This window comes from Kribbella sancticallisti (assembly GCF_039530625.1).
GTDB lineage: Bacteria > Actinomycetota > Actinomycetes > Propionibacteriales > Kribbellaceae > Kribbella > Kribbella sancticallisti.
In genome coordinates this window covers 90070-102428 of the sequence record NZ_BAAAOS010000032.1, presented here as the reverse complement: position 1 = coordinate 102428, position 12359 = coordinate 90070, and the positions used below count along the sequence as shown (strand labels likewise).

General features: G+C 68.9%; 13 protein-coding genes. 8 read left to right on the top strand and 5 right to left on the bottom strand.

Translation table 11 applies throughout. The annotated features are described in order from the left end of the window. Window positions 1-40: 40 nt before the first annotated feature. The 7 genes from ABD255_RS23000 (at window position 41) to ABD255_RS22970 (ending at window position 6712) form a co-directional block, all read left to right on the top strand. Entirely contained in the window at window positions 41-454 is a 414-nt protein-coding gene (locus ABD255_RS23000; RefSeq protein ID WP_344217241.1) for a MerR family transcriptional regulator, read from the top strand. Window positions 455-560: 106 nt separating this feature from the next. Beyond that, entirely contained in the window at window positions 561-1595 is a 1035-nt protein-coding gene (locus ABD255_RS22995; RefSeq protein ID WP_344217239.1) for an alpha/beta fold hydrolase, read from the top strand. 65 nt (window positions 1596-1660) lie between these two features. Continuing rightward, complete coding sequence (locus ABD255_RS22990) at window positions 1661-2104, top strand: helix-turn-helix transcriptional regulator (RefSeq protein WP_344217237.1); 444 nt, start codon at window positions 1661-1663, stop codon at window positions 2102-2104. Between the two features lie 5 nt (window positions 2105-2109). Beyond that, window positions 2110-2520, top strand: a complete 411-nt coding sequence (locus tag ABD255_RS22985) for a VOC family protein (protein ID WP_344217235.1) — start codon at window positions 2110-2112, stop codon at window positions 2518-2520. 49 nt (window positions 2521-2569) lie between these two features. Beyond that, window positions 2570-3841, top strand: coding sequence for an MFS transporter (locus tag ABD255_RS22980; protein ID WP_344217233.1), 1272 nt, complete (start codon window positions 2570-2572; stop codon window positions 3839-3841). Window positions 3842-3880: 39 nt separating this feature from the next. After that, window positions 3881-4237 (top strand): VOC family protein, encoded by a 357-nt coding sequence (locus ABD255_RS22975; RefSeq protein ID WP_344217231.1) that lies wholly within the window; start codon window positions 3881-3883, stop codon window positions 4235-4237. 84 nt (window positions 4238-4321) lie between these two features. Further along, window positions 4322-6712, top strand: coding sequence for an ATP-binding cassette domain-containing protein (locus ABD255_RS22970; protein ID WP_344217229.1), 2391 nt, complete (start codon window positions 4322-4324; stop codon window positions 6710-6712). A gap of 142 nt (window positions 6713-6854) precedes the next feature. Here the strand turns inward: ABD255_RS22970 and ABD255_RS22965 are convergent, their stop codons facing one another. After that, on the bottom strand, window positions 6855-7619 hold the full coding sequence (locus ABD255_RS22965; RefSeq protein WP_344217227.1) for an IclR family transcriptional regulator: 765 nt from the start codon (window positions 7617-7619) through the stop codon (window positions 6855-6857). A gap of 139 nt (window positions 7620-7758) precedes the next feature. Between ABD255_RS22965 and ABD255_RS22960 the strand changes: the two genes are divergently transcribed. Beyond that, on the top strand, window positions 7759-9015 hold the full coding sequence (locus ABD255_RS22960) for a DUF6986 family protein (protein WP_344217224.1): 1257 nt from the start codon (window positions 7759-7761) through the stop codon (window positions 9013-9015). Between the two features lie 55 nt (window positions 9016-9070). On the opposite strand, the gene ABD255_RS22955 is transcribed toward ABD255_RS22960, so the two are convergent. Genes ABD255_RS22955 through uraD form a run of 4 tightly spaced genes read right to left on the bottom strand, consistent with a single transcriptional unit; the run spans window position 9071 to window position 12356 of the window. After that, window positions 9071-10432 (bottom strand): 8-oxoguanine deaminase, encoded by a 1362-nt coding sequence (locus tag ABD255_RS22955; protein WP_344217222.1) that lies wholly within the window; start codon window positions 10430-10432, stop codon window positions 9071-9073. Window positions 10433-10442: 10 nt separating this feature from the next. Continuing rightward, the gene (gene pucL / locus ABD255_RS22950) at window positions 10443-11348 is read right to left on the bottom strand and encodes a factor-independent urate hydroxylase (RefSeq protein ID WP_344217220.1); all 906 of its coding nucleotides are present in this window, start codon (window positions 11346-11348) and stop codon (window positions 10443-10445) included. Between the two features lie 4 nt (window positions 11349-11352). Then, complete coding sequence (gene uraH / locus ABD255_RS22945) at window positions 11353-11847, bottom strand: hydroxyisourate hydrolase (RefSeq protein ID WP_344217218.1); 495 nt, start codon at window positions 11845-11847, stop codon at window positions 11353-11355. Next, entirely contained in the window at window positions 11844-12356 is a 513-nt protein-coding gene (uraD, locus tag ABD255_RS22940; RefSeq protein WP_344217216.1) for a 2-oxo-4-hydroxy-4-carboxy-5-ureidoimidazoline decarboxylase, read from the bottom strand. The genes uraH and uraD overlap by 4 nt, the downstream gene beginning before the upstream one ends. Window positions 12357-12359 lie beyond the last annotated feature (3 nt).

Here is a 12359-nt window from a genome sequence, read left to right as displayed (position 1 = left end):
CCACGACGCGGGCCACAGCAAGGCGGCAGGAGTGAGCAGGATGGGCGAGCACAGGCAGATCGGCGAGGTCGCCGAGCGGACCAAGCTCAGCCTGCGCACCATTCGCCACTACGAGGAAGTCGGCCTGGTCCCGCCCTCGGCGCGCAGCAAGGGCGGCTTTCGTCTCTACAGCGAGGCCGACGTCCAGCGGCTGCTGCTGATCCGGAGGATGAAGCCGCTCGGCTTCACCCTCGAGGAGATGGCCGACCTGCTGAACCTCGTCGACCGCCTCGCGACCGAGGTCCAGACCGAGGAACGAGCGGCACTGCTGGATCGGCTGACGATGTACCGCGAAGCCGCCGGCCAGCGCATCACCGCGCTGCGCGAACAACTCGAGGTCGCGATGAGCTTCGCCGACCAGTTGCAAGAGCGCCTCGACCTGCACGCGGACAGTCGCGGCTCCAACCTGCACTAGGTCGCCCGGTCGCGGCGACGTACACAGACAGCGTCATCTGACGGGCGCGGAGGGTTCTCTCGGCTGCCTAACGTCTCTGGTGTCCCCACAACCAGAGGAGAGTCCGTTGATCAGCAGGAGACGATTCACCCAAGCGGTAGCGGCCGGTGCGGCCGGCGCGGCGGCGACATCGCTCGCCGGCGGCTCTGCGGAGGCTGCCCGGGCGGTCGCGGGCGCTGACCTGCGGGCCGGCTCGGGCGGACACACCTCACTCGGCCCCATCAAGAAGATCAAGGCCGGCGTGCTCAACATTGCGTACGCCGAACTCGGTCCCCGCACCGGGCAGCCGGTGGTCCTGCTGCACGGCTGGCCGTACGACCCGCACAGCTTCATCGACGTCGCGCCGTTGCTGGCCGCTCAGGGCTACCGGGTGATCGTCCCGTTCCTGCGGGGGTACGGCGAGACGACCTTCCGGTCCTCGCGGACGGTCCGCAACGCGCAGCAGTCGGCGGTGGCGCTCGACATCATCGCCCTGATGGACGCGCTGAAGATCCGCAAGGCGGTTCTCGGCGGCTTCGACTGGGGTGCGCGAACGGTCGACGTGATCGCCGCGCTGTGGCCGGAGCGCTGCAAGGCGATCGTCGCGGTGAGCGGCTACCTGATCACCAACCTCGAGCGGAACCTGCAGCCGCTGGTCCCGACCGCCGAGCTGGGCTGGTGGTACCAGTACTACTTCGCGACCGAGCGCGGCGTCCTGGGCTACCGGCAGCACCTGAGCGAGTTCAACCGGCTGATCTGGCGGACGGCGTCACCGCAGTGGAACTTCGACGACGCGACGTACGGGCGGACCGCGGCCTCCTTCGACAACCCCGATCATGTCGACCTGGTCATCCACAACTACCGCTGGCGGCTGAGCCTGGCCCCCGGCGAGTCGCGGTACGACGTCTACGAGCGCAAGCTCGCCACCGGGCCGGCCATCTCGGTGCCCGCGATCACCATCGGCAGCGACTTCGACGGCGCGGCCGCGGACGGCAAGGGGTACCGCGACAAGTTCACCGGCAAGTACGACCACCGCGTGTTCGCCGGCATCGGGCACAACGTCCCGCAGGAGGCCCCCGTCCCGTTCGCCCAGGCGATCATCGACGCCGACCACCTCCTCTGACGCGCACTAGGCGGCTGTTCCGTTCTGCCTGGAGCAGGGAGCACCTCTGTGGCACGATTCGGAGCGTGGCGAGTAAAGCGACACCCAACCTGAGTGATCTCGCGCGGTTGCGGCGCGTGCGGGACCGGATCGACCGGGAGTACGCGCAACCGCTGGACGTCGAGGCGCTGGCACGGGGAGTGCACATGTCGGCCGGGCACCTCAGCCGCGAGTTCCGGGCGGCCTACGGCGAGTCGCCGTACAGCTACCTGATGACGCGGCGGATCGAGCGGGCGATGGCGCTGCTGCGGCGCGGCGACCTCAGCGTCACCGATGTCTGCTTCGAGGTCGGGTGCTCGTCGCTGGGCACCTTCAGCACCCGCTTCACCGAACTGGTGGGGGTGTCGCCCAGCGTCTACCGGCGTGAGGTCGGGCGGGCGACCGCGGGGATACCGTCGTGCATGGCGAAACGGGTGACCAGACCGATCAGGAATCGAGAAGCGCCGGTCACCGATCCACAGCTAGCGTGACAGCCATGGACATCACCATTCACGCGACCTACCTCCCGCACGACGACCCGGACGCCGCCCTGGCCTTCTACCGCGACACGCTCGGCTTCGAGGTCCGCAACGACGTCGGCTACCAGGGGATGCGGTGGATCACGGTCGGCCCGCCCGAACAACCCGGTACGTCGATCGTCCTGCACCCGCCGGCCGCGGATCCCGGCATCACCGACGACGAGCGGCGCGTCATCGCCGAGATGATGGCCAAGGGCACCTATGCCTCCATCAACCTGGCCACCAAGGACCTCGACGCCACCTTCGAGCGGCTGCAGGCCACTGACGCCGAGGTCGTCCAGGAGCCGACCGACCAGCCGTACGGCGTCCGCGACTGCGCCTTCCGCGATCCCGCGGGCAACATGGTCCGCATCCAGGAACTGCGCTGAGCCTGACTGACGGCCGAGCCAGGACCGAACTCAGGTGCGCCGCCACGAGGTGACCTCCCCGCGCCGGCGTCTGGTCCCCGCCGCCTACCGGCCGGTGCTCGGCAACCGGGTGTTCCGGAAGCTGATCCTCGGCTTCGGGGTCTCCTACCTCGGCGACGGGATGAGCTTCGTCGCAGTCGCTTGGCTCGCCATCGAGCTCGCGCCGCAGGCGACCGTGGGGCTGTGGGTCGGCGGCGCGGTGGCCGCGTACACGTTGCCGGGCGTGGTCGGCGTCCTGGTGCTCGGGCGCCGCCTGCGCCGGCTGCCGGCCAAACGCCTGCTGCTCGCCGACAACATCGTCCGCGGCGTGTTTCTCGGCGCTATACCCCTGGCCTGGGCCACCGGCCTGCTGACGCTGCCGCTGTATGTCGTACTGCTCGCGGTCTCGTCGCTGCTGCACGCGTGGGGGAGCGCGGGGAAGTACACGATTCTGGCCGAGTTGCTGCCCGACGAGCAGCGACTGGCAGCGAACACCCTCGTCAGCACGCTCAACTTCGCTGCCACGATCGCCGGCCCCGCGATCGCCGGTGTGCTCGTGACATATGTCAGCGCCGCGCTGGTACTCGGCCTGGACGCGCTGACGTACGTCTTCCTCGCCGTGCTGATCGCGCGGATCCGGCTGCCTCAGTCGGGGCACGTCGAGGTCGTCGACCAGGCGGCGGCCCGTGGTGGGCTCGCGCTGCTGCGGTCCCATCCCGAGCTGCTTGGCCTCCTGACGCTCACCTGGTTCTTCAACCTGCTGTACGGACCCGTCGAGGTCGCGTTGCCACTCCACGTGACCAACGACCTGCAGGCTCCGGGCACGCTATTGGGCCTCTACTGGATGCTGTTCGGCATCGGTGCGGTGCTCGGCGGGCTCGCGGTCGGAGCGTTGCGGCAGTTGCCGCTGTGGCCGGTGACGGTCGGCATCGTGGTCGCCTGGGGGCTCGCGCTGCTGCCGTTCGGCTTCGACGTACCGACGGTGGTTACCGTGGCGTGCTTCGCGCTCGGCGGCGCGATCTACGGACCGTTCGTCGCACTCTCGGTGACCCTGATGCAGACGAAGTCGCCGCCGCAGCACCTGGCCGCGATGCTCGCCGCCCGCAGCGCAGTACTGCTCACCGCTGCCCCACTCGGTACTGCGCTCGGCGGCCCGCTCACCACCGCGCTGGGCCCCCGGGCGACGCTCGGCGGCTCAGGACTCGCCACTGTCGTGCTCGGCGCCGTCGCGTGCGTCCTGCTGCTGGCGCGCCGCAGGAACCGATCAGGAATCGAGAAGCACGCACCCCCGAGCCCCACCTAGCGTGAGTGGCACCACTTACCAACGACTTCAGGAGTGATCATGACCAGCTCGCCCACCCAAGGAATCAAGACCGTCCTGCACCCTGTCTCCGACCTCGCCAAGGCCAAGAAGGTGTACGCCGCGCTACTCGGCGTCGCGCCGGTGGCCGACGACTCGTACTACGTCGGCTTCGAGGCCGCCGGCCAGCACATCGGGCTGGTGCCGGGCGGGGGACCGCAGGGCCTGACCTCGCCGCTGGCCTACTGGCACGTGGCGGACATCGAGGCGAAGATCGCGGAGGTGACCGCCGCGGGCGGCACCCTCACCGAGGCCGCGCACGACGTCGGCGGCGGTCGCCTGGTGGCCACCGTCACCGACCCCGACGGCAACGCCCTCGGTCTGCTTCAGGACCAGTGAAACGTCGCCCCCGCAGCCAGTTAGATTGAGCCGGACGACGCCGACGCAGACCGCGAAGGCGCCCGGGAAGCAGATGGAGACACGATGAGCATTGCCACCAGGCCGGACGCGCAGGCGTCCGGGCCGGACGTTGCCGACAGCCACGACCTCATCCGGGTGCAGGGTGCGCGGGTGAACAACCTCAAGGATGTCAGCGTCGAGATCCCGAAGCGCCGGCTGACGGTGTTCACCGGCGTCTCCGGCTCGGGCAAGAGCTCGCTGGTCTTCGGCACCATCGCCGCGGAGTCGCAGCGGCTGATCAACGAGACGTACAGCTCGTTCGTGCAGGGCTTCATGCCGACGCTGGCCCGGCCCGACGTCGACCTGATGGACGGGCTGACCACCGCGATCATCGTCGACCAGGAGCGGATGGGCAGCAACCCCCGCTCCACGGTCGGCACCGCGACCGACGCCAACGCGATGCTGCGGATCCTGTTCAGCCGGATCGGGAAGCCGCACATCGGGCCGCCCAACGCCTACTCGTTCAACGTCCCCTCGGTGAAGGCCAGCGGGGCGATCACGGTCGAGCGCGGCGGCAAGACGAAGGCGGAGAAGGCGACCTTCAACCGGCTCGGCGGCATGTGCCCGCGCTGCGAGGGGATGGGCTCGGTCACCGACTTCGACCTGACCGCGCTGTACGACGACAGCCTGTCGCTGAACGAGGGCGCGCTGACGATCCCCGGCTACAGCATGGAGGGCTGGTACGGCCGGATCTTCCGTGGCTGCGGCTTCTTCGACCCGGACAAGCCGATCCGCAAGTACAACAAGCGCGAACTGCACGACCTGCTCTACAAGGAAGCGACCAAGATCAAGGTCGAGGGCATCAACCTGACCTACTCCGGCCTGATCCCGCAGATCCAGAAGTCGTTCCTGTCCAAGGACGTCGACGCGATGCAGCCGCACATCCGCGCCTTCGTGGAGCGGGCGGTGACCTTCACGACCTGTCCCGAGTGCGAGGGCACCCGGCTCAGCCAGGAGGCGTTGTCGTCGAAGATCGACAAGGTCAACATCGCCGACGTCTGCGCGATGCAGATCAGCGACCTGGCCGACTGGGTCCGGGACATCGACGAGCCGTCGGTGGCGCCGCTGCTCAAGGGACTGCAGCACCTGCTCGACTCCTTCGCGGAGATCGGGCTCGGCTACCTCTCGCTCGACCGGCCGTCGGGCACGCTGTCCGGGGGAGAGGCGCAGCGGACCAAGATGATCCGCCACCTCGGGTCCTCGCTCACCGACGTCACGTACGTCTTCGATGAGCCCACGATCGGCCTGCACCCGCACGACATCGAGCGAATGAACAACCTGCTGCGGCAGTTGCGGGACAAGGGCAACACCGTGCTCGTCGTGGAGCACAAGCCGGAGACGATCGCGATCGGCGACCACGTCGTCGACCTCGGCCCGGGCGCCGGTACGGGCGGTGGAACCATCTGCTTCGAGGGCACCGTGGAGGGGCTGCGGAAGAGTGACACCATCACCGGCCGCCACCTCGACGACCGGGCGAGCCTCAAGGACGAGGTGCGGGCGTCGTCCGGCCCGCTGGAGGTCCGCGGCGCGTCGACGCACAACCTCCAGGACGTGGACGTCGACATCCCGCTCGGCGTGCTCTGCGTACTCACAGGCGTCGCGGGCTCCGGCAAGAGCTCGCTGATCAACGGCTCGGTCGCCGGTCGCGACGGCGTGGTGGTGATCGACCAGGGGGCGATCCGCGGTTCGCGCCGGAGCAACCCGGCGACGTACACCGGACTGCTCGACCCGATCCGGAAGGCGTTCGCGAAGGCGAACGGCGTGAAGCCGGCGCTGTTCAGTTCGAACTCCGAGGGCGCCTGCCCCGCCTGTAACGGCGCCGGCGTCATCTACACCGATCTGGGCGTCATGGCGACCGTCGAGTCCACCTGCGAGGAGTGCGAGGGGAAACGGTTCCAGGCGGCGGTACTGGAGTACAAGCTGGGTGGGCGGAACATCGCCGAGGTGCTGGCGATGTCGGTGGTCGAGGCCGAGGAGTTCTTCGGCGACGGCGAGGCTCGCACCCCGGCCGCGCACAAGGTCCTCGACCGGCTGGCCGACGTCGGGCTGGGCTACCTTTCGCTGGGACAGCCGTTGACCACGCTGTCCGGCGGTGAGCGGCAGCGACTCAAGCTGGCCACGCAGATGGCGGACAAGGGCGACATCTACATCCTTGACGAGCCGACTACCGGCCTGCACCTGGCGGACGTCGAGCAACTGCTCGGCCTGCTCGACCGGCTCGTGGACTCCGGCAAGTCGGTCATCGTCATCGAGCACCACCAGGCGGTGATGGCGCACGCCGACTGGATCATCGACCTCGGCCCCGGCGCCGGCCACGACGGCGGCCGCATCGTCTTCGAGGGCACGCCTGCCGACCTGATCGCCGACGGTTCCACCCTCACCGGCGAACACCTCGCGGCGTACGTCGGCAACTGACCACTACTCCCGAAGAGAAAGTCCTCGTAGCGGGAGATCCAGCGGAAGTTGACTGGATCGTCGAACGTGAGCGGAACCTGGTCGTGGCTCTGAATGACCATGGCCAGGCCGTTCGCGCGACCGACGGCGTACAGGTATGCGGTTACCGGAGGTCGTCCGAGAGGGCCTGGGCCGCCTGGGTCAGCAGGGGGACCGCTTGATTCACCAGGTCTTCGGACATGCGGCCGGCGGGACCCGAGATGGACATGGCGAGTCGGGATGGTGCGTCGGGCACCGCCACCGCGATGCAGCGGACGCCGAGTTCCTGCTCGCCCTCGTCGGTGGCGTAGCCCTTCTGCTGGGCCTTGTGTAGCTGCGCGGTGAACTCGTCCACGTCGGTGATGGTGGTCTCGGTGTGCTTGGGCATGCCAGTGCGTTGCAGCAGGTCGCGGACCTCGGCCTCTCGCAGTTGGGCGAGGATCGCCTTGCCGACGGCCGTGCAGTGGGGGAGCACTCGGCGGCCCACCTCGGTGAACATTCGCATCGAATGCCGGGACTGGACCTGTGCGAGATACACGATCTGGTCGCCGTCGAGCATCGCCATGTTGGCCGACTCGCCGAGTTCGTCGACCAGGCGGGCCAGGTGAGGACGGGCCCAGACGCTCAGCATGTGGGAGGAGGTCTCGCCGAGCCGGATCAACTTCGGGCCGAGCACGTACTGCCGGGAGGGCTCCTGGCGTACGTAGCCGAGGTCGACCAGGGTGCGGACGAGCCGATGGATCGTGGGCAAAGGCAGTCCGGAGGCCGCGGCGAGTTGGGAGAGGCCCATCATTCCGCCCGCGTCAGCCATCATCTCGAGAAGGCCGAAAGCCCGCTCGATGGACTGCACGCTGCCGGAGCGGCCCTTGGTGCCGTTCTCTTCCGCCACTGCGGTCCCATCCTTCTCGACGTTTCCGGATGACGGAAGTTTAGCGCCAGATTCCGGAAGAGCGGGAGCATTGCGACTTCCGCAGAGTAGATACTAGTATCCGCATTACGAAATCCCGAGAATCTGAGGTGGTTCGGTCATGACTGACCTCGACGCTCTCGTCGACGAACTGGATCGGCGCTTGGCCGGGGCCGACGCGGCGCTGGCCGCGCTCTATCCCGGCGATCGCGGGGCCCGGCAACCAGTTCACACCGTGTACGTGCCTGCGGACCGGTATCACGCAGGGACTGTCGAGGAGTGGGCTGCGGAGGCCAGGTCGGTGCTGAGTGAGCACGGCGGGTCGGCGGGGGATTTGGCCGAGGCGTTGGAACTGCCGCCCGGCCAGGCTGTTGAGGTCTACGAAAGGGTTCGGGCCAAGCTGGAGCGCGAGCCGATCGAGGACCTGCGCATCGATTTCGAGGACGGCTACGGGAACAGGCCTGACGAGCAGGAGGACGCCGCCGCGGTTGGTGCCGCGCGTGCGTTGGCGGAGACCGTTAGGGCCGCCTCTGCGCCGCCGTATCACGGGCTTCGGATCAAATCGCTCGAGGCGCCGAGCCGGCGGCGCGGCGTACGGACGTTGGATCTGTTTGTCGGTGAGTTGTCCGAGGCCGGGGCGTTGACGGACGGATTCGTGATCACTCTCGCGAAGGTCACGTCGGTGGAGCAGGTCGAGGCGATGGTGGTCGTGTTGGGCGCTGTCGAGCAGGCTCATGCGGTGCCCTCGGGTTCGCTGAAGTTCGAGATCCAGATCGAGACGCCGCAGGCAATTCTTGGTTCGGACGGCACCGCTCTGGTCGCGCGGATGATCAGCGCGGGGGATGGGCGAGTCACCGGACTGCACTACGGCACCTATGACTACTCGGCCTCGCTGGGCGTTGCCGCGGCGTACCAGAGCATGGAGCATCCGGTGGCGGACCACGCGAAGGACGTGATGCAACTGGCCGCGGCGGGCACGGGGGTTTTCGTCTCAGACGGCTCCACCAACGTCCTTCCGGTCGGCGATCGCGATGCCGTGCACGCCGCCTGGCGACTCCATTCGCGGCTGGTACGACGCTCGCTCGTCCGCGGGATCTACCAAGGCTGGGACATGCACCCCGGCCAACTGCCGAGCCGCTTCGTCGCCACGTACCTGTTCTACCGCGAGGGCCTGGACTCAGCTGCCGCCCGCTTGCGCGCCTACGTCGGCGAGGGCGAATCCGGTTACCTCGACGAGCCCGCAACAGCCGCCGCCCTCGCGAGCTTCGTACTACGCGGCGTCGAGTGCGGCGCTTTAGACCAGACGGAACTCGACGAGCTGACAGGCCTGGACACCACCGGCCTAGCCGCGCTGGCCCGCCGCCCGCGGCGCGCGTGACGAATGCCGGGCGGACCAGGCGAGTGCCCTGGTCCGCCCGACAGCGAGCTGCCGCTCAGCTCGCCTTGGTGACTAGCGTGCGTTGGACTTGCGCGACTTCGCGGGCGAGTGCTGGTTCGTCGAGAGTGACGACGGTGTCGTGCTCGACTACCGGGCGGCCGTTGACGAGTAGCAGCTCCAGTGGGGGTGGGGAGCCGAGGACCAGGGCGGCTACCGGATCGGCGATGCCTGCGTGGGCGAGGGTGTCGAGGCGCCACACCGCGAGGTCGGCCAGCTTGCCTACCTCCAGCGAGCCGATCTCGTTCTCGCGGCCCAGAATGCGGGCGCCGTCGAGGGTCGCCATCTCCAGTGCCGCGCGGACGCCGAGTGCCTGCGGGCCGCCCCGGGCGCGGGCGAAGAGCAAAGCATGGCGGAGTTCTTCGAGCAGGCTGCCGGCTTCGTTGCTGGCGGCACCATCCACGCCGAGGCCGACCGGACTGCCGGCCATCCGCAGGTCCGCGACCCGCGCGATCCCGGCGCCGAGCCGGGCGTTGGAGCTGGGACAGTGGGCGATGCCGGTGGCCGTCTGGCCCAGCCGCTTGATCTCCGCGTCGTCGAAGTGGATGCCGTGCGCGAACCACACGTCCGAACCGGTCCAACCCAGCTGTTCCGCGTACTCCGAGGGCGTGCAGCCGAACCTCTGCTGACACCAATCGCCCTCGTCGGTGGTCTCGGCAAGATGCGTGTGCAGCCGGACGCCCTTGCGCCGCGCCAGTTCCGCCGCCTCCCGCATGAGTTCGCCGGTGACGCTGAACGGCGAACACGGCGCGACCACGATCCGCAGCATCGAGTCCGGCGCGGGATCGTGCCAGCGGTCGATCGCGCCCTCGGTCGCGACCAGGATCTCGTCGCGATCCTGGACCACGGAATCGGGTGGCAGCCCACCGTCCTTCTCGCTCAGGTCCATCGAACCCCGCGCCGGGTGGAACCGCAGTCCCACCTCGGCCGCGGCAAGGATCTCCGCCTCGAGCAGGTCGCTGCCGGACCGCGGAAAGAGGTAGTGGTGATCGGCGGCGGTCGTGCACCCGGTACGCGCGAGCTGGGCCAGTGCGCCCTGGGCGGCCACGTGGACCGACTGCTCGTCGATGCCGGCCCAGACCGGGTAGAGCGCGGTCAGCCAGCCGAACAGGGTGGCGTCGGCCGCGAGCCCACGCGTCACCCACTGGTACAAGTGCTGGTGCGTGTTGACGAAGCCGGGGGTGACGAGACAGCCGCTCCCGTCGACCACCCGGGCTCCGTCGTACGGCGGCGCCGGCCCCGGTCCGACGGCGACGATTCGCTTGCCCTCAGCAACGACATGGCCGGTGGCGAGCTCGCGACGCTCCGGGTCGAGCGTCACGATGCTCGCGCCCTCGATGACGATCGTTGCCGGGGTCATCAACACCTACTCAGCAAAAGCCCGGAACGGCGTGCCAGGCGCTGCCCGGATCGCTGGCGTCGTCCCGCGCGACGGTCGCCTCGATCAAACCGTACGGGCGGTCGGCGGCGATGAACACCTCACCCGGGTTCTCCACCTCGAACGGACTCAGATCCACCAGGAAGTGATGCTTGTTGGGTGCCGAGAACTTGATCTCCGCGACCTCGGGGTGTTGCTGGAGCACGGCCTCGCCCATGCCGTACAAGGTCTGCTGCAGCGCGAAGCTGTGGATCCGGGCGAACTGCGCGAGCAGCAGCCCTTTGATCTCCTCGTACGACTTGTCCCAGTCGACGTTGGTGTGGTCGTAGCGCCACCGGGCCACCAGCGAGGTGGCGAGGATGCGGTCGTTCGTCTCCGGCAGCGTGGTGTACCGGTCCTTGAGGAAGCCGTGGAACTCCGAACCGGTGGACTTGAGCACGACCAGGTCGCTGATGCCGGACACGACGTACGCCGTACGGTCGTCGCCGCGGCCCTCGACGTTCACGACCGTCGTCCGGATGCCGCTGCCGGACCGGACGAAGGAGTGGTCGTGGTCCGCGCCGTCGACGGTGATCCGCTCCCACGGATACTCCTCGATCTCGATCCGGGCGCCATCGGCCGCGGGGGCTGCGTCGAGGAAGTGGTCGCCGAGCGTCAGGGCGAAGTCCTCGATCGCGCCGACGCCCTTCTCCTTGGCGAAGGCGAAGGCGGTGTTCTTCTGGGTGTCGGTCGGCAGCACGTCACGCTGGTCGCCGGTGGTGTGCGCGTCCTCGAACCGGCCGCGCAGGGCGGAGGAGACGTTGAGGTCGCGGATCTCGTGCCGGGGCGTGTCGCGGTAGATGCGGACGACACGGCTCTCGGCCTTGCCGTACTGGTTGGCTCCCAGGTGGATCGCCATCGGATCAGCTCCCTCGATAGGTGGAAAAGGCGTACGGGCTGAGCAGCAGGGGGACGTGGTAGTGCCGCTCGTCGGTGATCGTGAAGGTCACGGAGACCTCGGGAAAGAAGAAGTCCTGGCCGGACGCGACCGCATAGGCGGCAACGTCGAACCGAAGTCGATAGGTGCCGGCCTCGAGCCCATCAGGCGCCAGGTCAGCCACCCGCCCGTCGTCGTCGGTGGTCCCCACCCCGACCTCGACCCCCCGGTCGGCGGCCTGGACGGCGGTCTGATCGACCGCCCGGTCGGCGGGCTGGTCGAGTGTCTGGACGGCGGTCTGATCGACTGCGCGATTGACCGCCTGTTCGGCTGCCCGGTCGGCAGGGCGGTCTTGGTCGGCGGCTCGGCCGCCCGCGCGTTGGGTGGGCGGGTAGTTGGGGAGGTGGGTTAGTTGCACTGGGACGCCTCGGGCAGGGAGGCCCAAGCCTGTGTCGAGGACGTGGGTGGAGACGGTGCTCATGCGGGGACCTCCAAGTCCGTGTCCACGAGCTTGGCCAGGCGCAGGACGGCGATCTTGCGCAGTTCGTCCCGCACGACCACGGCCTCCGCGGCCTCGTCGAACGTCAACCGGCGCCTCAGGCTGGCGAGCATCTGGTGAGCCGACAGCCCAGTGGCGCAGATCAGGAAGACCCGGCCGAACCGCTGCTCGTACTCGCGGTTCCCGGCCGCCAGCGCGGCGCGGATCGCGGCATCATCGCCGACACCCGCCTGCTCACCTCGCGACCAGGCGGCCTCCGTGCTGTCACCGTCCGCTCGGTCGCCGATGCGCGGATGAGCCGCCAGCGCCTGGTTGACCTCCTCGTCGTCCAGGTCTCGCACCCCTTGGTCGGCAGCGTGCGTGAGCGCCCGGACGTCGGCGTACGGCCGGCCGGCGAGCATGGTCGCGACCCACCGAGGTACGTCGCAGCAGGCGGCCAGCATCGGACGCAGCCGGTCGGCCGAAGCGTCGTTGAATTCCCGCAGGTCCACCGG